This is a genomic window from Stutzerimonas frequens, assembly GCF_024448335.1.
In the GTDB taxonomy this organism is placed as follows: domain Bacteria; phylum Pseudomonadota; class Gammaproteobacteria; order Pseudomonadales; family Pseudomonadaceae; genus Stutzerimonas; species Stutzerimonas frequens.
Genome location: NZ_JAMOHM010000012.1, coordinates 1 through 19,468, shown reverse-complemented (window position 1 = coordinate 19,468; position 19,468 = coordinate 1). Strand labels below are relative to the sequence as shown.

The following is a 19,468-nucleotide window of genomic DNA, read 5'->3' as shown; positions in this document are numbered from 1 at the left end:
ATTTCCCATGACCGATGGAACCGCTCGCCCCCAGGCCGGCCAGCCCGACCTGCGCCACCACCTGCTGTTCATGGCCGGCAGCGCGCTCGCACTGCTGATGCTGTTCACCCTGCTGCGTCTGGCATTGTTGCTGTACAACCGCGAGCTGCTCGGCGATGCCTCGCCGGCCACCCTGCTGGAAGGCTTCGGCAACGGCTTGCGCTTTGACCTGCGCCTGCTGGTCTACATCTGCGTGCCGCTGTCGCTGGCGGTGCTGAGTCGCCGCGCGATGGCCGCGCGCAGACTGCAGCGGCTCTGGCTGGCTGCCTGCGCCAGCCTGGTGATCCTCCTCGGCATGGTCGAGCTGAACTTCTACCAGGAATTCCACCAGCGCCTGAACAGCCTGGTCTTCCAGTACCTCGCCGAGGACCCGGCGACGGTGCTGAGCATGCTCTGGCATGGCTTTCCGGTGCTTACCCTGTTGAGTGTCTGGGGCGGGCTGACCCTGATCTGGTCGCTGCTGTTCGGTTGGCTCGACCGTCGTTGCCGGCCACGCGCTGGGCTGCTGACCAAACGATCGACAGCACCTATGCAGCTGAGCTGGCACTGGCACGGTGCGACGCTGGTCGCGCTGGTGCTGATCAGCGTGGTCGCCGCCCGCGGCACCCTGCGCCAGGGGCCGCCGCTGCGCTGGGGCGACGCCTTCACCACCGACTCGGTGTTCATCAACCAGCTCGGCCTGAACCCGGCGCTGACGCTCTACGAGGCGGCGAAAAACCGCTATTCCGATCATCGCGACAACGCCTGGAAGGCCGTGCTGCCGGAGGACGAGGCGCTGGCGGTGACCCGCGCGCTGTTGCTGACCGGCAATGACCGGCTGGCCGACCCGGAGCTGGCCGCCGTGCGCCGCGACTATCGGGCGCCGGAGGCCGGTCGGCTGCCGGTGCGCAACGTGGTGGTGATCTTGATGGAGAGTTTCGCCGGGCGCTATGTCGGCGCGCTGGGCAGCCGCGACGACATCACACCCAACTTCGACCGCCTGGCCGCTGAGGGCCTGCTGTTCGAGCGCTTCTTCGCCAACGGCACCCACACCCACCAGGGTATGTTCGCCAGCATGGCCTGCTTTCCCAACCTGCCGGGCTTTGAGTACCTGATGCAGTCGCCGGAAGGCGGCAACCGCTTCTCCGGGCTGCCGCAGCTGCTCAGCGCCCGGGCGTTCAACGACGTCTACGTCTACAACGGCGATTTCGCCTGGGACAACCAGCTGGGCTTCTTCGGCAACCAGGGCATGACCCGCTTCGTCGGCCGCAACGACTATATCGACCCGGTGGTGGCCGACCCGACCTGGGGCGTCTCCGATCAGGACATGTTCGACCGCGCGGTGCAGGAGCTCGGCGCCCTGGCACCGGGCGAACCCTTCTATGCATTGCTGCAGACGCTGTCCAACCACACGCCATACGCGCTACCGGACCCGCTGCCAGTGCCGGCGGTCAGCGGCCATGGCTCACAGGATGCGCACCTGACCGCCATGCGGTACTCAGACTGGGCGCTGGGCCGCTTCTTCGAGCAGGCCAAGCGCCAACCCTGGTACCAGGACACCCTGTTCGTGGTGGTTGGCGACCATGGCTTCGGCGCGCCGGAGCAGCTCACCGAGATGGACCTGTTCCGCTTCCATGTGCCGCTGCTGCTGATCGCCCCCGGCGTCACCGAACAGTTCGGCAGCCGTCGCGAAGTGGTCGGCACCCAGGTCGACGTGGTGCCGACCATCATGGGCCGCCTCGGTGGCAAGGTGCGCCATCAGTGCTGGGGTCGTGACCTGCTGGCACTGGACGAGCGCGATCCCGGCTTCGGCATCATCAAGCCCTCGGGCAGCGACCAGACCGTGGCGATGATTCGCGGCGAGCAGATCCTGGTCCAGCCCAAGGACCTCGAGCCGCGGCTGTACCGCTATCGCCTCGGTGCCGATGCCAGCGCCCAGCGGATCGAGGATGCCGACAACGCGGCGTCGATGCTGCGCCAGCTGCAGGCCTATCTGCAGGTCGCCACCGCCAGTCTGCTGGCCAATAGCGCGGGCGACCGCGAGCGGAAGGAGCCAGAGACGGGGCAGCAACTGGCGCGTGCCGGCGGCGGGCAGCAGGTTGTGCTGCCGGCGCCGAGCCCTCGTCAGCCGCGTGAGGGGTGAGTAAAGGCGTGGTTCAGCGGCTGCGGCCCGGGTGTTCTGGCGTGAGTAAAATGGGCGCACAGGCCATCGCTCAGCGCGGGATCTTCACTCGGTCGTCATCGAAGTCGCCGCGTTCTGCGTCGCGGTGGCAGGCCACGCAGTTGAAACGGCCACCGACCGATTCGCGGGCGAACTTGGCATCGCTGACTTCGTCGTGCTTGCGTTCGAACCAGCGGGTCTGGCTGATGCGCGGCGGCTCGCCAGTGGTCGGCGACGGCTCCACCGGCAGGCGGTTGGCGGCCGAGGCGCGGACCAGAAAGTCGAGGATTTCCTTTTCCTGCGCTGGGTCCAGCGAGGCGTTGCTGCCGTAGTGATCACTCAGAGTGCGCATCTGCTCGCGCCAGGCATCGGCCGGTAGCAGGCCCGGGGAATAGAGCATGTGGCAGGCAGCGCATTCTTCTTTCCACACCAGCGGCGCGTCGCTCGGTATCGACAGGCGCTTGGGCCGTTTGTAGCCCTTGCGTTCGTGGTGATCGTCATCGGCCAAGCTAAAACCGGCCAGGGTCAGTGCCAGCGTCAGGCCGGCGACGGTAGAAAGCGCAACGATGGGTTTCATGGCCGTACTCCTACTTCAAGCCAGTGATCCAGGCGATGAAGTCGCCCTTTTCCTGGGCGGTGCATTCGCGGGCGAAGACGTCGTCGCAGTTGCGACGGAACCACTTCTCGACCTTCTTCAGGTTGGTGAAGCGCTCGGGGTTGGCCACGGGTGCTAGCGGGTCGACCTTGCGGTGTGCGGGTGTCTTGCCCGCTTGGCGCGGGTCGGCGGTATGGCAGGTGGTGCAGCTCATGGTCTTGCCGTTGCGCTGCTCCTCGGCGACGTACAGCGCCTCGCCGCGCTCGGCGGAAAAGGCGGCGAAGGCCGGGTCCTGCTGAAGGGCTTGGGCGGCGTAGCCAGCCAGCAGCGGGTGCTCGGTTTCGGCCAGCGCCGGTAGGCTCAGGCAGCAAGCCAGGACGATCCAATGGGTTTTCATGGGGCACGCTCCAGTGAGGAATGAGCGCAGCCTAGGCCTGATGCATTACGCGAAGCTGAATATGGCAGCTTGATGGCATTCAGTTTCGCTTCAGCTGGTGGGTTTACAAAAGTGGCACTTCCCATCCAGAGGATGCCATCGTGGCTGCCTTCAAGCGTTTTCGCCTGTTTCACTGGCTGCTCGCCGGATTCTTCGTCGCCGTCTACCTCAGTGGCGACGATGCCGAGCTGCTGCACGTCTGGCTGGGCTACGGCCTGGTCGCCCTGTTGGTGCTGCGCCTGCTGATCGCGCCGCTGCGTCCGCGCGGTTTTCCGCGGCTGCTGCCAGCCAGGCCGCAGCGGCGCAAACCGAGCCTGACCACGTTCGGTAGTTGGCTGACCTTTGGCACGCTGCTCAGCCTTGCCCTGGCCAGCCTGCTCGGGCTGGGCATGGTGGACAACGGCGATGTACTGGCGGCGCTGCCGGGTGTTGGCCCGGACCTGTTCGGTGCGGCAAGCGACCTCGATTTCGTCGGCTGGCTGGGCGATGCCGAGGAGGTGCACGAGTTCTTCGCCAATCTGGCGCTGACCCTGGTCGCGCTGCATATCGGCTATGTCTTGCTGTTCCGTCGCACTGCTGCCTGGGCGATGCTGCGCGGCCCGCGCCAGCCGGCCGAACCGGCCGCGCCGGTGTCGGTCGCGGTTTCTGAAACGCCGGTATTTGCCGCGCTGACGGTGATCTCGCGCCGGGCCGAGACGGCCGATACCGGCTCGTTCAGCCTGCAAGTGCCGGCGGAACTGCGCGAGCGTTTCGCCGCGCAGCCGGGGCAGTTCGTCACCCTGCGCGTGCCCTGCGCCGAGCGGCCGTTGCTGCGCTGCTATTCGCTGTCGAAACCGCTCGGCAGCGACGGCGTGCTGCGCATCACCGTGCGCCGCGTGCCCGGCGGGCGAGCTTCGAACTGGCTGCTGGATAACCTGCAAGTGGGGCAGCGTATCGAGCTGTTGCCGCCAGCCGGCCGCCTGGTGCCGGATGATCTGGACGGCGACCTGCTGTTGCTGGGCGCCGGCAGCGGTATCACACCGCTGCGTGCGATCCTCGAGGCGGCGCTCGAGCTCGGCCGCGGGCGCGTGTTCCTGTTCTATGCCAGCCGCGATGCCGCCTCGCTGATCTTCGCCGAGGAGCTGGCCGATCTTGCCGCACGCCATCCCGAGCGCCTGCAGCTGCGTATCTGGCTGGATGCCGAGCAGGGCGTGCCCAGTGGGCCGGCGATCGCCGCGAAGATCGCCGACTGGCCGCAGGGCGAGGCGTTCGTCTGCGGGCCGCAGCCGTTCATGGATGGTGCTTCGGCGGCGCTGGCCGAGCTTGGCGTGAAGAGCAACTCCATTCATGTCGAGCGATTCGATGCGCCCGTTCCCGCAGTGCCGTTCGGCGAACCGCGCCAGCCGCTGCGCAGCCGCCTGCAGGTGGCACTGGACGGCCGCCGGCATGCGCTGGATGTGCCGCAAGGCGAGGTGCTGCTGGACGCCATGGAGCAGGCCGGGCTGCAGCCGCCCAGCGCCTGCCGCTCCGGTGTCTGTGCGGCCTGCCGTTGTCGGGTGGTGGAGGGCAGCGTGAGCATGCGCAGCAACCAGGTGCTCAGCGACCAGCAGGTACGCCAGGGCTGGACGCTCGCCTGCCAGGCGGTGCCGACCAGCGCGCGGCTGGCGGTGGAGTACTGACGGCCGCGGAAGGAGGGTGGCCGGCTATTGCGCGAAGCCGGCCAAGCGTGATCAGCATGCCCGAGCTATGCAGCTGGCACGCCTGGAGGACATCGCCTTATCCGTCGGAGCGGCTTTTCTCCACCGGCAGATCATGCCGCTGCCAGGCCATCCACGAGCCGGGAATGTTCACCACGTCGCGGAAGCCTTCGCGCTTGAGGATGCTCGCGGCGATCGAGGCGCGGTAGCCACTGCCGCAGTAGGCCGCCACGGTCTTGCTGCGGTCCAGCTGCCCCAGCCCGTCGGGCAGGTGGGCGACGAAGGCGTGCTCGGCACCAGGCACACGGCCCTGCGCGACTTCCTCAGGGGAGCGTACGTCGAGCACCTGCACCTGCGGATCTTCGCGGCGTGCCTCCAGTTCGTGCACCGTCCACTGTTCGACGCGCGCCAGCGGCAGGCCGGCGTTCTGCCAGTCGGTCATGCCGTTGCGTAGGTAGCCTTCCACGCGATCCAGGCCGATGCGGTAGAGCTGCAGCGTGGCCTGCTGAATCTGCTGGCTGTCTTCGCCGATCAGGTAGATCGGCCGCTGGTCATCGAGCATCCAGCCGGCCCAGCTGACGAACTCGTTTTGCAATGCGATGTTCAGTGCGCCATCCACATGGCCGCCGCCAAAGGCGAGTATCGAACGCAAATCCACCAGCTGCACCGCTTCCTTGTCGGCGATGCGCTCGGCGAAACGCTCCGGTGACAGTGGCGGCGGCAGCGCCGGCCCATGAATGCGTGTGGCCGGTCGCACGTTGTAGCGCTTGAGTCGCGCATAGTGGCGTGGTGGTTCGGGCATTCCGGTCAGCAGCCAGTCGACGAATTCGCTTTCGCTGCGCCGCTGGTTGAGCGCCGGGTTGAACAACAGCTCGTTGCCGAGCGTGGAGCGTCGGCGATCACCGATGGATTTGCCGCAGGCCGAGCCCGCGCCGTGGCAGGGATAGATTTCGACGCGCTCACCCAATGGCAGGTAGCGAGTGAAGAGGGTGGCATAGAGCTGTGCGGCCAGCTGTTTGGTGCTGTCCTCGCCGAGCAGGTCGGGGCGGCCGACGTCGAGGTTGAACAGGGTGTCGCCGGTGAACAGCGCGAACGGCTCATCGCCCTGCTGGCCGTCGCGCAGCAGCAGCGAAATGTGTTCTGGCGTGTGGCCGGGCGAGTAGATGATTTCCAGGCTGACCTGGCCGAGCTCCAGCACCTCGCCATCGGCCGCCTGGCGCAGCTCGAAGGCGTAGTCCGGCGAGCAGCCACCGATGATCTCGGCACCACTGCGTTCGGCCAGTGCCTGGGCGCCGGAGACGAAGTCGGCATGGATATGGGTTTCGATGGCGTAGGCGATGCGAAGGCCCTTCTCGCGGGCCAGGTCGAGGTAGATATCGACGTCGCGCCGCGGGTCGATCACTGCGGCGATCGCGGCCTTGCTGTCGCCCACCAGGTAGGAGATCTGCGCCAGGCCATCGGTATAGATCGGCTCGAACACCAGCATGGTGGCACCTCCGTAACGGCTGAATGGTTACGGATGTGGAACGTCGACAGGTTGCCGACGTTCACTCGCCCATCATTTGCGAACCAGCAGCACCCCGGCTTCCATATGGTGGGTGTAGGGGAACTGATCGAACAGCGCGCAGCGCTCGATGCGATGGGTGTCGGCGAGCTGGGCGATGTTCTGCGCCAGGGTCTCCGGATTGCAGGAGATGTAGAGGATGCGCTCGAAGCGACGGGTCAGTTCGCAGGTGTCCGGGTCCATGCCGGCGCGTGGCGGGTCGACGAAGACGCTGCCGAAGTCGTAGCTCTTCAGGTCGATCCCGGCCAGGCGGCGGAACGGGCGCACCTCGTTCAGCGCCTGGGTCAGTTCTTCGGCGGAGAGGCGCACCAGCTCGATGTTATCTAGGCCGTTGTCTTCGATGTTGGCCAGCGCAGCGCTGACCGAGGTCTTGCTGATCTCGGTGGCCAGTACGCGGCGCACGCGGGTGGCCAGCGGCAGGGTGAAGTTGCCGTTGCCGCAGTACAGCTCCAGCAGGTCGTCATCGCGTTCGCCGAGCGCCTCGTACGCCCAGTTCAGCATCTTCTGGCAGACCTCGCCGTTGGGTTGGGTGAAGGCGCCTTCCGCCTGGCGGTAGCGGAAGCTGCGGCCGGCGACCGTCAGCTGTTCTTCCACGTAATCGCGCCCGATGACGATGCGCTTGCCCTTGGAGCGGCCGACCAGGCTGACGCCGAGGTCTGCGGCGAGCTGCTCGGCTTCGGCCTGCCAGGCCTCGTCCAATGGGCGGTGGTAGGCGAGGGTGATCAGCGCATCGCCGCTCAGGGTGGTGAGAAATTCCACCTGGAACAGTTTGAAGCTGAGTACTTCCGAGGCCTGCCAGGCCGCCTTCAGTTGCGGCATCAGCTCGTTGATGCGGCGGCTGGCGATGGGGAAGTCGTCGATCAGGATCGCCTTGTGCTTGTCGCCCTGCTCGAACATCGCGTAATGGCGCTGGCCGTCTTCGCGCCACAGGCGGAACTCGGCACGCAGGCGGTAATGCTCGCGCGGCGAATCGAAGACTTCCGCTGCCGGTGCATCGAACGGTGCCAGCAGCTCCTCCAGCCGGGCGGCTTTCTCGGCAAGTTGGGCGTCGTATTGGGCGGGGTCGAGCTGGGGCAGCGGCATGGCAGGGCTTCGTGCAGAGGTTTCAGGAGCTTCGCGGCCAAGCCCACTTCCGGGCGGACAGTGGGGGAGCGGCCGCGAACGTGTACGGTCTGATCAGCCGGTAAACCAGCCCAGCTTGACCACGAACAGTGCCGAGAGTACCCACATCGCCGGGCTCAGCTCGCGCCAGCGGCCGGCCAGCAGCTTGATGGCGGTCCAGGCGATGAAGCCGAAGGCAATGCCGTTGGCGATGGAGAAGGTCAGCGGCATGGCCAGCGCGGCGATGGCCACCGGCGCGGCGACGGTGAGGTCGTCCCAGTCGATGCCGGCCAGGCTGCTCATCATCAGCACGGCGACGAACAGCAGCGCCGGGGCGGTGGCATAGGCCGGCACGGCGCCGGCCAGCGGGGCGAAGAACAGGCTGAGCAGGAACAGCAGGGCGACCACGCAGGCGGTCAGGCCGGTGCGGCCACCGGCAGCGGTACCGGCGGCGGATTCGATGTAGCTGGTGGTGGTCGAGGTACCCAGCGCCGCGCCGGCCATGGTGGCGGTGCTGTCGGCGAGCAGGGCGCGGCCCAGGCGCGGCATCTTGCCGTCTTTGTCCAGCAGCTCGGCTTTCTGCGCCACGCCGATCAGGGTGCCGGAAGTGTCGAACAGGTCGACGAAGAGGAAGGCGAAGATCACGCTAATCAGGCCGATATCCAGCGCGCCCATGATGTCCAGCTGCATGAAGGTCGGCGCCAGCGACGGCGGCATCGACACCACGCCGTTGAGCTGCGACAGGCCGAGCAGGATCGACAGGCCGGTGACCACCAGGATGCCGATCATCACCGCACCGGTGACCTTGCGGTAGGCCAGCGCGGCGATCAGAAAGAAGCCCAGGCACGCCAGCAGCGGGCCGCCGGCGCTGAGGTCGCCGAGGCCGACCAGGGTGGCCGGGTTGTCGACGACGATGCCGGCATTCTTCAGGGCGATGATCGCCAGGAACAGGCCGATACCGGCGGCAATGCCGGCGCGCAGGGCCAGCGGAATGCTGTGGATGATCCATTCACGGATCTTGAAGATCGACAGCCCGAAGAAGATCAGGCCGGAAAGGAACACCGCACCCAGCGCGGTCTGCCAGGTGTAACCCATGGTCAGCACCACGGTGTAGGTGAAGAAGGCATTCAGGCCCATGCCCGGTGCCAGCGCGATCGGGTAGTTGGCGACCAGGCCCATGATCGCCGAGCCGATGGCTGCCGCCAGGCAGGTGGCGACGAACACCGCGCCGTGGTCCATGCCGGTCTCGGCGAGGATGCTCGGGTTGACGAAGAGGATGTAGGCCATCGTCAGGAAGGTGGTGATGCCGGCCAGGATCTCGGTGCGCAGCGTGGTGTTGTGCGCCTTGAGTTGAAACAGCTTTTCCAGCATGGTCGATCCTCTTGTGCCGGTTAAGTGTGGGGCCGTCGCCTCTGGCGGGCGGCTGGCCTGTCGTCGCAAAAGCCGGGCATCTTACACCGGCCGGCAGCGCGGTTGAATTTCCATTGAGCAGGTGAACGCCATGAGCAAACGTGTCCTGATTCCGATCGCCGACGGTTCCGAAGACCTGGAGGCCGTCACCCTGATCGACGTACTGCGCCGCGCCGAGTTCGACGTGGTGGTGGCCAGCGCCGAGGAACGTCGCATGCTGACCTGTGCGCGCGGCACCCGGATCACTGCCGACACCATGCTGCTCGACGTGCTGGCGCAGGATTTCGACCTCATCGTGCTGCCCGGCGGCATGCCCGGGGCGAAGACCCTCGGCGAGCTGGAGCCACTGGCCGAGCGCGTACGCCAGCAGGCCCGCGCCGGACTGGACTACGCGGCGATCTGCGCCGCGCCGGCGGTGGCGCTGCACCCCTACGGCGTGCTCAAGGGCCGCCAGGTGACCTGCTACCCAGGCATGAGCGACAACCTCACCGGCACGCATTTCCTCGACCAGCCGGTGGTGGTGGACGGCAACTGCATCACCAGCCAGGGCCCGGCGACCGCCCTGGAATTCGCCCTGACCCTGGTGGAGCGCCTGGCCGGACGGGGCAAGCGGCGCGAGGTGGCCGACGCCATGCTGGTGCCGGCGACGAACTAACCACGCAGCCCATCGGTCACTGCTTGCATGCCGGCCAGCCGGTGCAAACAGTGAATTCGAGGAGAACGATGGACAGTGTCGATCTGGCAGTGCTGCGGCGTGCCCGCGACTGGTTGCGTGACGGTCACGCGGTGGTGCTCTACACGGTGATCGAAACCTGGGGCAGCGCGCCGCGCCCGGTGGGCTCGCTGCTGGCGCTGCGCGGTGACGGCCGTGTCGAGGGCTCGGTGTCCGGTGGCTGCGTCGAGGACGACCTGCTCGCCCGGGTCATGGCCGATGAGCCACCGTCGACCTGCCAGCTGATCACCTATGGCGTGAGCAAGGAAGAATCCGCGCGTTTCGGCCTGCCCTGCGGTGGCACCCTGCGCCTGCTACAGGAGCCATTGCGCGATGCCGGCTGGATCGACGAGCTGCTGTCGCGCTGTGCCGCACACGAGCGGCTGCTGCGCCGGCTGGACATGGCCAGCGGCGCGGTCGTCCTGCAGCCCGCCGGTCGTGAGGCTGTGCTGCAGTTCGACGGGCATACCCTGCGCGCGCCATTCGGTCCGGCCTGGCGCCTGCTGATGATCGGCGCGGGGCAGCTGTCGCGCTATGTCGCCGACCTGGCTCACGGCCTCGGCTTCGAGGTGCTGATCTGTGACCCACGCGAAGGCTATGCCCACGACTGGAATCCGGCCGCCGTGCGCTTCGTGCCCGGCATGCCGGACGACGCCGTGCTGGCCATCGAGCCGGATGCGCACACCGCCATCGTCGCGCTGACCCACGACCCGCGGCTGGACGACATGGCGCTGCTCACCGCGCTGCAGTCCGAAGCCTTCTACGTCGGCGCCCTGGGCTCGCGGGTCAATAGCGAGAAGCGCAAGGCGCGTCTGCTCTCGCTGGGCCTTGGCGAGCGCCAGGTGCAGCGCCTGCACGGCCCCATCGGGCTGCCCATCGGCAGCCGCACGCCGGCGGAAATCGCCCTGTCGCTGATGGCCGAGGTGGTGGCGCTGAAGAATGGCGCCCTGGCCCCGAGCCTGTCGGCGCAGCAGCGCTGTGCCTGAGCGCAGGGTGCCTGGTGCCGGTGTCTGCGCCATCGTGCTCGCCGCCGGGCAGGGCAGCCGCTACCGCGCCATAGGCGGGGCAGACAAGCTGCTGGCGCCGAGCCTCAGCGGTGCGCCGGCGCCGCCGGTGCTCGCCGCCACGCTGGCGAACCTGCGCGGCGTCGCCGAGCGGCTGCTGGTGGTGAGCCGCGCCGACAATGGTCCGCTGCACGACTGGCTTGGCGCCCATGCCGGGGACTGCGAGCGGCTGCTGGTGGAGACCCGTGGCCTCGGTCATAGCCTGGCCCAGGCGGTCGCCCATGCACCGGCGGCCCGCGGCTGGCTGGTGGCGCTGGGCGACATGCCCTATGTCCAGCCAGCGACCCTGCGGGCCATCGTCGCGGCGATCGACCACGACAATCTGGTGGTGCCTGTCCATCAGGGGCGGCCCGGCCATCCGCGCGGGATTGGTGGCGCTTATCGCGAACTGTTGCTGCAGCTCGATGGCGATCGCGGTGCCCAGGCGCTGTTCGCCCGGCATGCCGTGCAGCAGCTGGAGGTGGACGACCCCGGCGTGTTGCAGGACATCGACCACCCGGACGATCGCCGGCGGTGCTGATCCGATAAGCCTGCACGGCGATGCTCCGGCCCCCGCTCAGGGAGCTGAACGATTTCGGCGCCACGCCAGTCGTACCCCAAGACGCACGGACAGCGCACACCAATGCCCAAACCGTGAGGCTGCCATGAGCGAACATTCTTCAGCTGCAGGCCAGACCTGCACCATCAGCCTGGAGCTGAACGGCGAACGCCGTGAGCTCCAGGTGCAACCCTGGACCACCTTGCTCGACCTGCTGCGCGACCAGCTCGGCCTGACCGGCACCAAGAAAGGCTGCGATCACGGCCAGTGCGGCGCCTGCACGGTGCTGCTCGACGGGCGGCGCATCAACAGTTGCCTGACCCTGGCGGTGATGCACGACGGCGCGCGTCTGACCACCATCGAGGGCCTGGCCAGCACCGAGGCGCTGCACCCGCTGCAGGCCGCCTTCGTCAAGCACGATGCCTTCCAGTGTGGTTATTGCACGCCGGGGCAGATCTGCTCGGCGGCCGGGCTCGCGGCCGAGCACCGCGCCAGCAGCCGCGACGAGATCCGCGAACACATGAGCGGCAACCTCTGCCGCTGCGGCGTCTATCCGAACATCCTCGCCGCCATCGAGGAGGCACTGCCGGTGCTACGTGGCCAGGAGGGTGCGCAATGACGCCGTTCAGCTACCAGCGCCCCGAACGTATCGACCAGGCCATCGCCCTGCACGGGCCGGACAGCCGCTATATCGCCGGTGGCACCAACCTGCTCGACCTGATGAAGGAAAACGTGCTGCATCCGGGCCAGCTCATCGACATCAACGGCCTGCCGCTGCGCGAAATCGAGCAGACCGCCGAGGGTGGCCTGCGCATCGGTGCGCTGGTGAGCAACGCCGACCTGGCCTGGCACCCGCAGATCGAGCAGCGCTACCCGCTGCTGAGCAAGGCCATTCTTGCCGGGGCATCGCCGCAGCTGCGCAACATGGCCAGCACCGGCGGCAACCTGCTGCAGCGCACCCGCTGCTACTACTTCTACGACACCGCCACGCCCTGCAACAAACGCGAGCCGGGCTCCGGTTGCAGCGCGCGTGACGGACGCAATCGCATCCACGCGATTCTCGGTGCCAGCGAGCACTGCGTCGCCGTGCATCCGTCGGACATGTGCGTGGCGCTGGCGGCGCTGGATGCGCGGGTGCACATCGAAGGGCCACATGGCCAGCGGCGTGTCGACCTGGTGGACTTTCACCGCCTGCCCGGCGACCAGCCCCAGCTGGACAACGTGCTCACCGAAGGCGAGCTGATCACCGCCGTCGAACTGCCGGTGGAGGGCTTCGCCAGCCACTGCGCCTACCTCAAGGTGCGTGACCGCGCGTCCTACGCTTTCGCGCTGGTCTCCGTTGCCGCCGCGCTGGAGGTCGATGGCGACGTCATCCGTCGCGCACGCATCGCCCTGGGCGGCGTGGCCCACAAACCCTGGCGCCTGGAGGAAGCCGAAGACCTGCTCAGTGGTCAGCGCGCCGAGCCGGCGAGGTTCGCTGCGGCGGCCGATCGCCTGCTGCAAGGTGCGCAACCGCTTGCCGACAATGCCTTCAAGATCGACCTGGCCCATCGCGCCATCGTGCGCGCGCTCACCGAAGCCGCCGGAGGAACCGTCCGATGAACAGCGCCAACTCTCCACTCGGCAAGCCGCTGGACCGCGTCGACGGCCCGCTCAAGGTCACCGGCAAGGCCTGTTATGCCGCCGAAGCCGAGGTGCCGGGGCTGCTCTACGGCGCGGTGGTTTCGAGCCGTATCGCCCGTGGCCGAGTCACGCGCATCGATGCCGCCGCGGCCGAGGCATTGCCCGGCGTGCGCCTGGTGCTGACCCATCAGAACCGACCGCCGGTGGCCAGCTACGACGAGCCCTACGAGGACGATGATGCCGCCGAAGGCTCGCCGTTCCGCCCGCTGTACAACGACCGTGTGCTCTACAGCGGCCAGCCTCTGGCGCTGGTGGTGGCCGAGACCCAGGCCCTGGCGCGCCATGCGGCGAGCCTGGTGCGCGTCGAGTACGACGCCGAGACGCACCAGACCGATCTGCAGGCGGTACGCGAGCAAGCCCATGACGCACCTACGGAATTGCCCGAGCCGCGTGGTGATTTCGACTCGGCGTTCGCGGCGGCGGCAAATCGCATCGACCGTGAGTACGAGACCCCGGTGGAACACCACAACCCCATGGAGCCGCATGCTTCCATCGTCCAGTACCTGCCGGGCGGGGAGCTGCTGATCTACGACAAGACCCAGGGCGTGCAGAACTGCCAGCGCTACCTGGAGCAGGTGTTCGACATGGAGGGCAAGATCCGCGTGCTGTCGCCCTTCGTCGGCGGTGCCTTCGGCTCCGGCCTGCGCCCGCAGTACCAGCTGCCGCTGGCGGTAATGGCCGCGCTCAAGCTCAAGGCCGCGGTGCGCGTCGAGCTGACCCGCCAGCAGATGTTCACCTTCGGCTATCGCCCGCGGACCGTCCAGCAGCTCAAGCTCGCCGCCGATGGCGAAGGGCGGTTGCAGGCCATTGAGCACAGGGCCATCGGCCAGACCTCGCGCTTCGAGGACTTCACCGAACATGAGGTGGAGTGGTCCGGCATGCTCTACGCCTGTGACAACGTGCGCCTCGGCTACCGTCTGGCGCCGCTGGACGTCTATACCCCGCTGGACATGCGCGCCCCGGGGGCGACCATCGGCGTCTATGCGCTGGAGTGCGCGATGGACGAGCTGGCGTATGAAGTCGGTATCGATCCGCTGGAGCTGCGCTTGCGCAACTACACCGAGACCAACGGCAACGAGGGCAAGCGCTATTCCAGCAAGGAACTGCGTGCCTGCTACCAGCAGGGTGCCGAGCGTTTCGGCTGGTCGCGGCGCCCGGCGCAGCCACGCAGTCTGCGCGACGGCCATCAGCTGGTCGGCATGGGCATGGCCACCGGTGTCTGGGAGGCGATGCAGATGCCTGCCTCCGCTCGCGCCTGTCTCGACGCGGACGGAAGGCTGCTGGTAACCAGCGCCACCGCCGACATCGGCACCGGCACCTACACCGCGATGACCCAGATCGCCGCCGACGCGATGGGCCTGCCGATGAGCGAGGTGGAATTCCGTCTCGGCGACTCCAGCCTGCCGCAGGCGCCGCTGGAAGGCGGTTCGGCCACCGTGTCATCGGTGGGCAGCGCCGTGCAGCGGGCCTGCGCCGGCCTGCGGCAGAAGCTGCTGGACGCCGTGCAGCAGTCGCCGGCCTCGCCGTTCACCGGGGCGAGTCTGGACGCGGTGGAGTTCGTCGATGGGCAGCTGCGGCTGAAAACCGGCGAACATGCCGTGGCGCTGCGCGACATCGTCCAGGTCAGCGGGGCGCTGGACGCCGAAGCCAGCGTCAAGCCCGACGAGAGGCGCGACGCCTGGGCGACCGCGACCCATTCGGCGGTGTTCGTCGAGGTGCGCGTCGACGAGGACCTTGGCACCATCAAGGTCAGTCGCGTGGTCAGTGCGATCGCCGCCGGACGGATCGTCAACCCGAAAACGGCCGGCAACCAGATCGTCGGCGGCGTGGTATGGGGCATCGGCCAGGCGCTGCACGAGGAGACGCTGATCGACCACCGGCTCGGCCGCTACATGAACCACAACCTCGCCGAGTACCACATCCCGGTGAACGCGGACATTCCGGAGGTCGAGGTGATCTTCGTCGAGGAACACGACGAGGTGGTCAACGAGCTCGGGTCGAAGGGAGTAGGGGAGATCGGTATCGTCGGCGTGGCGGCGGCGGTGGCCAATGCGATCTACAACGCGACCGGCAAGCGGGTTAGGGACCTGCCGATTACCCTGGATAAATTGCTGTAGTCGCCGGCGCGCTAGGTGGGCTTCGGCCCGCCGGTGCGGCAAAAGGTTGCTGGGTCGTCAGGAGGATAACGAGTTGTCTGACGGCTTGGTTTTCGCCCTGCTGGGCGAGTCACTTTTTCTTGTCTGGCCAAGAAAAAGTAACCAAAAAGAAGGCCACCCGGCATCCGGGTTTTGCTTCGCAAAACTTCCCTCCTTCCGGCGTTGCTCCGGGGGTCGTCGCGAAGGGACGTCCCTGTCCCTTCACTCCTCGCTCGGCGTCCTGCCTCGCGCCCCCCTACGCAACGCCTACGCTCGGCCTCCTGACGGGGAATGGGGTCCGAGGGTGCCTGTAGGTTTTCGGTCGCGATCTTTCGCTTTTTCTGGCGCGCATGGGCATGCGACTTCACGCGCCCCTGCATCAAACCTTCAATACCCGCCTCAGCAGGAACTGCCTCACCGGCACCACCGCTCGCTCCTGCGCCAGCACGCACACCACGATGCACAATCCCAGATACAGCGGATAGAAGGCTGGCGTCAGCGTCAGCTCCCCCGCCTGTGCTACGCAATCCGCCCAGCCCTCGAGGCATTCGGCCGACACCGCCCCGAGCAGCTTCTCCGAGCGCGAGAAGAGGATGAACACCGGCACATGTAGCACGAACAGCGGCAGCGAGGCCGCGCCCAGGCGCTGCGACCAGTTGACTACCGCGGCACTGCGTGGCGTGGCGATCAGCGCGCAGAGCCAGACCAGCGCCAGTTGCGCCGGCAGCAGCAGGCCGTTGTGCAACAGGAAGTACCAATAGCGTTCGCCCTTGAGCAGCCACACCGTGGCCAGAAAGCTCGCCAGCACGAAGGCCCCCAGCGCCAGCCGTGCTGCGATGCCGAGTTGCCCGTCGGCCGCTCGCCATTCGCGGAACAGCCCGCAGAGCAGAATGCCGGCGAGAAATTCCGGCAGCCGCAGCAGCGGCATGCGGTGCAGCATGCCGGTGACGGGGATGCCATAGGCGTCCTGCTGGATCGCCCACAGCGGCGGCAGCAGATAAAGCACGCCGATCGCCAGCAGCCACCAGCCCTTGTGGCGCAGGCGCATCAGGCGCGGTGCCAGCAGCGGGAAGCACAGGTAGAAGAAGAACAGCGTGGAGATCGACCACAGCGGCGGGTTGAACGTCAGGTACAGCGGGTTCCAGGCATGCAGCATCAGCAGCTGCAGAATGAAGTTGAACGCCAGCTCGCGGTTGTTCATGAAGTACTCGAGGGCGTCGCGGGCCTCGCCGCTGAGCTCCTCGTTGGTGTCGTAGACCACGTAGCGCAGGCTCGCCTTGGCGTCGTCCGGCGGAATGCCGAGCTTGGCGATGATGGTCAGCACGATGGCCGTCAGCAGCAGCGAGAACAGGTGCAGCGGGTAGAGGTTGGCCAGGCGCTTGCCGAGGAAGTGTCGCGCCGGCTCGCGCAGTTCGCCCTGCCGGCAATACACGTGCGCCAGCAGAAAGCCGGAGAGGACGAAGAAGCTGCTGGTGGCGAAGAAGCCCACGCCGGCCAGCTCCGAGAGCCAGGTCGGCTCGTCTTCGACGTAGGCGTGCACGGTGTGGAACAGCACGACGTAGATGGCCAGCAGAAAGCGCAGCCACTCCAGTCCGATGAAATGTTCGGTGCGCGCCACAGCCCGCTCCTGTGTCGGTTGATAGTCATCGGACTCGCATCGACGCCAGCGGTTGCGCCGCACCGGTAATCGGGACGCGGTGCACGGCAGCCGGCGCCGGTGGTCGGATAGGTGGGGAATGCACCATTCGATCCGGAGGCCCATGTTGTTGCCCGCCCCGCTACGTTCACCGCTTGCCGTTCTATGTCTGCTGCTGATCACGCTGCCACTTGCCCAGCGCGCCGTCGCGCAGGACAGCATCGAATGGAGCGGCCCGTTACTGGCGCGTCTGGCCCAGGTCGACAGGCAGACACCGGGGCAACTGGGCGTCTACGTCAAGGACATGCAGACCGGCATCTCGGTCTCCTACCACGGCGAGGACGCCTGGTACCTGGCCTCGACGGTCAAGGTGCCGATCGCCATCGCCGTGCTGCGCCGCATCGAGCAGGACGACTTGACTCTGGACAGCCGGGTGACCCTGCTCGCCAGCGACTACGTCGACGGAGCGGGCCCGACCAACCGCCATGCGCCGGGCAAGGCGCTGAGCGTGCGCTATCTGCTGGACCAGATGCTGATCCACAGCGACAACACCGCCAGCGACATGCTGATCAGGCTGGTCGGCATCGACCAGGTCAATGCGGTCACCCGCGAGCTGGTGCCCGAGGGGTTCGGGCCGATCACCACCCTGGCCGATGTGCGACGGCTGATCTACGGCGAACTGCATCCGGCGGCGCGCACCCTGTCCGGTAAGGATTTTCTCGCCCTCAAGCGGCAGCCGAACGACGCCGGCCGCCTGGCCTTGCTGCCGCGGCTGATCGGCGTGGAGCGCAGCGCGCTGGTGCCCATCAGCCTCGGCGAGGCCTACGAGCGTTACTACGCCACGCTTTTCAACTCCGGCACGCTGAAGGCCTATGGCGATCTGCTCTCGGCACTCGATGCTGGCACCGCGCTGGGTCCGGCGAGCACCGAGTACCTGCTGAGCGTGATGCGCCGGGTCGAGACCGGCGCGCGGCGAATCAAGGCTGGCCTGCCGTCCGACACCGTGCTCGCCCACAAGACCGGCACCCAGCGCGCGCGCATCTGCGATGCCGGGCTGGTGGACCAGCCAGGCACGGCGGATTCGACGTCCCAGCGCCTGATCATTGTCGCCTGCGTGCGCGGGGTGGCCTCCACCACCCAGGCCGAGCGGGCATTGCGTGGCACCGGCGAGGCCGTCGCCGCAGCGGGGTTGATTCGAAGATGAGCAGGTTGATCGCGTTGGGCGCACTGCTGTTGCCACTGGCCGGCCTGACGGCCTGCACCGAACAGGCCGAGGCGACCTGGAAGGATGGGCTGGAGCAGGAGCTGCGTCGCGTCGACGAGGCGTCGCCGGGCAAGCTCGGCGTGTACATCAAGCATCTGGGCGAGGATGCCGAGCTGCGCTACGACGCCGAGCGCTTCTGGTACCTGGGCTCGGCAGTGAAGGTGCCGATCGCTCTGGCCGTGCTGCAGGGCGTGGACGATGACGAGTTTCGCCTCGATCAGCGGCTGACGCTGGAGGCGGAGGACAAGGTGGACGGCTCCGGCGATCTGGTTTGGCAGGACAACGGCGTCGATTACTCGCTGCGCGACCTGCTCAAGGAAATGCTCATCGAAAGCGACAACACGGCCGCCAACATGCTGATCCGCCTGGTCGGCGGGGATGCGCTCAACCAGCGCACCCGCAAGAGCATGGGTGGCGACTTCGAGGCCATCACCAGCTTTACCCAGGTGCGGCGCGACGTATACGGCGAGGTACATCCCGATGCCGCCCAGCTGGACAACATGCAGCTGGTGGAGCTGGCCTCAGCGCCGTTCAGCAAGCCGCGTTATGAGGCGCTGGCGCGGGTACTCAATGTGCAGCAGGACGAGTTGAAGGCGGCAAGCATGGAGCAGGCCTACGAGCGCTACTACGCCCGCCAGCTCAACTCCAGCAGCCTGGTGGCCTACGGCACGATGCTGGAAAAACTGGTGCGCGGAGAGTTGCTGTCGGCCGAGAGCCGCGATCTGCTGTACGGCTTCATGAAGCTCGATTCCTATGACAACTACCGGCTCGAGGCCGGGCTGCCGGAGGACGTGCCCTTCATCCAGAAGACCGGCACGCAGCTGGAGCGCGCCTGCCATGTGGGCGTGATCGAGCCGCAGGACGAGCGCCGTGCGATCGTCGTGGTGGCCTGCGCCGAAGGCCTGGACGAAGGCAAGGAAGCTGGCAGCCTGTTCGAACAGGTCGGCCAGGCGATCAGCAAGGCGTTGCTGAGCGAGGCGCCGCCGAACTGAGCCGCGCCTGCAGCAAGACCAAGCCCGGCAGTTGGTCATTCGTTGGCGTTGCCGGTCGGCAGCAAACCTCGTTCGGCGAATACCGTCTTGACGGTGTGCATGCCATTGAGTGCCGCCGGGAAGCCCGCATAAACCGCCATCTGAATGACCACTTCGACGATCTGCTCCGGCGTGCAGCCGACATTCAGCGCGCCGTGAACGTGCACCGCCAGCTGCGGTTGGCAGTGGCCGAGCGCGGTGAGCGCCGCCACGGTCGCCAGCTCGCGCTGGGGGAGGTCCAGGCCGGGGCGCTGATAGATGTCGCCGAAGGGAAACTCGATCACGTAGCGGGCCAGGTCCGGTGCGATGGCTTGCAGGCTGTCGATGACCTTGCGCCCGGCTTCGCCGTCAATTTCTTCGAGCTTGGCCAGGCCGTATGTGTAGCGGGTCGATGCAGACATGGAGCGTTCCTCTTGATGGGCAAGGGTCTGTTCCCGTTTCGTA

17 protein-coding genes are annotated in these 19,468 nt (G+C 67.3%); 10 read left to right on the top strand and 7 right to left on the bottom strand.

The window, feature by feature from the left end; genetic code table 11:
* The first annotated feature begins 7 nt into the window (after window positions 1-7).
* Window positions 8-2,161 (top strand): LTA synthase family protein, encoded by a 2,154-nt coding sequence (locus NAO55_RS15940; RefSeq protein WP_102840489.1) that lies wholly within the window; start codon window positions 8-10, stop codon window positions 2,159-2,161.
* A gap of 70 nt (window positions 2,162-2,231) precedes the next feature.
* On the opposite strand, the gene NAO55_RS15935 is transcribed toward NAO55_RS15940, so the two are convergent.
* Together NAO55_RS15935 and NAO55_RS15930 are read right to left on the bottom strand one after the other, a co-directional pair.
* On the bottom strand, window positions 2,232-2,756 hold the full coding sequence (locus NAO55_RS15935) for a diheme cytochrome c (protein WP_102840490.1): 525 nt from the start codon (window positions 2,754-2,756) through the stop codon (window positions 2,232-2,234).
* A gap of 10 nt (window positions 2,757-2,766) precedes the next feature.
* Window positions 2,767-3,171 carry a DUF1924 domain-containing protein gene (locus NAO55_RS15930; protein WP_102840491.1) on the bottom strand — a complete coding sequence of 135 codons (405 nt, stop codon included), beginning with the start codon at window positions 3,169-3,171 and terminating at the stop codon, window positions 2,767-2,769.
* Window positions 3,172-3,311: 140 nt separating this feature from the next.
* On the opposite strand from NAO55_RS15930, the gene NAO55_RS15925 reads away from it, so the two are divergent.
* Complete coding sequence (locus tag NAO55_RS15925) at window positions 3,312-4,868, top strand: 2Fe-2S iron-sulfur cluster-binding protein (RefSeq protein ID WP_102840492.1); 1,557 nt, start codon at window positions 3,312-3,314, stop codon at window positions 4,866-4,868.
* A 97-nt stretch (window positions 4,869-4,965) separates the two neighbouring features.
* Here NAO55_RS15925 and NAO55_RS15920 read toward each other — a convergent pair whose 3' ends face one another.
* The 3 genes from NAO55_RS15920 to NAO55_RS15910 form a co-directional block, all read right to left on the bottom strand.
* Entirely contained in the window at window positions 4,966-6,372 is a 1,407-nt protein-coding gene (locus NAO55_RS15920; protein ID WP_102840493.1) for an MBL fold metallo-hydrolase, read from the bottom strand.
* 72 nt (window positions 6,373-6,444) lie between these two features.
* Window positions 6,445-7,533, bottom strand: coding sequence for a tRNA (uridine(54)-C5)-methyltransferase TrmA (gene trmA / locus NAO55_RS15915; protein ID WP_102840494.1), 1,089 nt, complete (start codon window positions 7,531-7,533; stop codon window positions 6,445-6,447).
* A gap of 93 nt (window positions 7,534-7,626) precedes the next feature.
* The gene (locus NAO55_RS15910) at window positions 7,627-8,922 is read right to left on the bottom strand and encodes an NCS2 family permease (protein WP_011912110.1); all 1,296 of its coding nucleotides are present in this window, start codon (window positions 8,920-8,922) and stop codon (window positions 7,627-7,629) included.
* 130 nt (window positions 8,923-9,052) lie between these two features.
* Here NAO55_RS15910 and NAO55_RS15905 point away from each other — a divergent pair, with 130 nt between their 5' ends.
* The 6 genes from NAO55_RS15905 to NAO55_RS15880 all read left to right on the top strand — a co-directional run bounded on the left by NAO55_RS15905 (window position 9,053) and on the right by NAO55_RS15880 (window position 15,075).
* The gene (locus tag NAO55_RS15905; RefSeq protein ID WP_011912111.1) at window positions 9,053-9,616 is read left to right on the top strand and encodes a DJ-1 family glyoxalase III; all 564 of its coding nucleotides are present in this window, start codon (window positions 9,053-9,055) and stop codon (window positions 9,614-9,616) included.
* Between the two features lie 68 nt (window positions 9,617-9,684).
* The gene (locus tag NAO55_RS15900) at window positions 9,685-10,659 is read left to right on the top strand and encodes an XdhC family protein (protein WP_011912112.1); all 975 of its coding nucleotides are present in this window, start codon (window positions 9,685-9,687) and stop codon (window positions 10,657-10,659) included.
* A gap of 7 nt (window positions 10,660-10,666) precedes the next feature.
* Complete coding sequence (locus NAO55_RS15895; protein WP_102840495.1) at window positions 10,667-11,257, top strand: nucleotidyltransferase family protein; 591 nt, start codon at window positions 10,667-10,669, stop codon at window positions 11,255-11,257.
* Between the two features lie 124 nt (window positions 11,258-11,381).
* The gene (locus NAO55_RS15890; protein ID WP_102840496.1) at window positions 11,382-11,894 is read left to right on the top strand and encodes a (2Fe-2S)-binding protein; all 513 of its coding nucleotides are present in this window, start codon (window positions 11,382-11,384) and stop codon (window positions 11,892-11,894) included.
* A complete protein-coding gene (locus tag NAO55_RS15885) occupies window positions 11,891-12,877 on the top strand; it encodes an FAD binding domain-containing protein (protein WP_102840497.1) in 987 nt (328 codons plus the stop codon). The genes NAO55_RS15890 and NAO55_RS15885 overlap by 4 nt, the downstream gene beginning before the upstream one ends.
* The gene (locus NAO55_RS15880) at window positions 12,874-15,075 is read left to right on the top strand and encodes a xanthine dehydrogenase family protein molybdopterin-binding subunit (protein ID WP_102840498.1); all 2,202 of its coding nucleotides are present in this window, start codon (window positions 12,874-12,876) and stop codon (window positions 15,073-15,075) included. The genes NAO55_RS15885 and NAO55_RS15880 overlap by 4 nt, the downstream gene beginning before the upstream one ends.
* 397 nt (window positions 15,076-15,472) lie before the next feature.
* On the opposite strand, the gene NAO55_RS15875 is transcribed toward NAO55_RS15880, so the two are convergent.
* Window positions 15,473-16,711, bottom strand: coding sequence for an acyltransferase family protein (locus tag NAO55_RS15875; RefSeq protein ID WP_102840499.1), 1,239 nt, complete (start codon window positions 16,709-16,711; stop codon window positions 15,473-15,475).
* A 142-nt stretch (window positions 16,712-16,853) separates the two neighbouring features.
* On the opposite strand from NAO55_RS15875, the gene NAO55_RS15870 reads away from it, so the two are divergent.
* Both NAO55_RS15870 and NAO55_RS15865 read left to right on the top strand, forming a co-directional pair.
* Window positions 16,854-17,933, top strand: coding sequence for a serine hydrolase (locus NAO55_RS15870; protein ID WP_102840500.1), 1,080 nt, complete (start codon window positions 16,854-16,856; stop codon window positions 17,931-17,933).
* The gene (locus tag NAO55_RS15865; protein WP_180981646.1) at window positions 17,930-18,985 is read left to right on the top strand and encodes a serine hydrolase; all 1,056 of its coding nucleotides are present in this window, start codon (window positions 17,930-17,932) and stop codon (window positions 18,983-18,985) included. Before NAO55_RS15870 ends, NAO55_RS15865 begins: the two co-directional genes overlap by 4 nt.
* A 35-nt stretch (window positions 18,986-19,020) precedes the next feature.
* Here the strand turns inward: NAO55_RS15865 and NAO55_RS15860 are convergent, their stop codons facing one another.
* A complete protein-coding gene (locus NAO55_RS15860; RefSeq protein WP_102840501.1) occupies window positions 19,021-19,425 on the bottom strand; it encodes a carboxymuconolactone decarboxylase family protein in 405 nt (134 codons plus the stop codon).
* Window positions 19,426-19,468 lie beyond the last annotated feature (43 nt).

What these genes read in the sequence shown, in the direction of transcription:
- NAO55_RS15940 (WP_102840489.1), top strand. Translation starts at nt 8, where the DNA reads ATGACCGATGGAACCGCTCGCCCCCAGGCCGGCCAGCCCGACCTGCGC.
- NAO55_RS15885 (WP_102840497.1), top strand. Translation starts at nt 11,891, where the DNA reads ATGACGCCGTTCAGCTACCAGCGCCCCGAACGTATCGACCAGGCCATC.
- NAO55_RS15930 (WP_102840491.1), bottom strand. Translation starts at nt 3,171, where the DNA reads ATGAAAACCCATTGGATCGTCCTGGCTTGCTGCCTGAGCCTACCGGCG.
- NAO55_RS15880 (WP_102840498.1), top strand. Translation starts at nt 12,874, where the DNA reads ATGAACAGCGCCAACTCTCCACTCGGCAAGCCGCTGGACCGCGTCGAC.
- NAO55_RS15900 (WP_011912112.1), top strand. Translation starts at nt 9,685, where the DNA reads ATGGACAGTGTCGATCTGGCAGTGCTGCGGCGTGCCCGCGACTGGTTG.
- NAO55_RS15905 (WP_011912111.1), top strand. Translation starts at nt 9,053, where the DNA reads ATGAGCAAACGTGTCCTGATTCCGATCGCCGACGGTTCCGAAGACCTG.
- NAO55_RS15890 (WP_102840496.1), top strand. Translation starts at nt 11,382, where the DNA reads ATGAGCGAACATTCTTCAGCTGCAGGCCAGACCTGCACCATCAGCCTG.
- trmA (WP_102840494.1), bottom strand. Translation starts at nt 7,533, where the DNA reads ATGCCGCTGCCCCAGCTCGACCCCGCCCAATACGACGCCCAACTTGCC.
- NAO55_RS15920 (WP_102840493.1), bottom strand. Translation starts at nt 6,372, where the DNA reads ATGCTGGTGTTCGAGCCGATCTATACCGATGGCCTGGCGCAGATCTCC.
- NAO55_RS15935 (WP_102840490.1), bottom strand. Translation starts at nt 2,756, where the DNA reads ATGAAACCCATCGTTGCGCTTTCTACCGTCGCCGGCCTGACGCTGGCA.
- NAO55_RS15870 (WP_102840500.1), top strand. Translation starts at nt 16,854, where the DNA reads ATGTTGTTGCCCGCCCCGCTACGTTCACCGCTTGCCGTTCTATGTCTG.
- NAO55_RS15860 (WP_102840501.1), bottom strand. Translation starts at nt 19,425, where the DNA reads ATGTCTGCATCGACCCGCTACACATACGGCCTGGCCAAGCTCGAAGAA.
- NAO55_RS15865 (WP_180981646.1), top strand. Translation starts at nt 17,930, where the DNA reads ATGAGCAGGTTGATCGCGTTGGGCGCACTGCTGTTGCCACTGGCCGGC.
- NAO55_RS15910 (WP_011912110.1), bottom strand. Translation starts at nt 8,922, where the DNA reads ATGCTGGAAAAGCTGTTTCAACTCAAGGCGCACAACACCACGCTGCGC.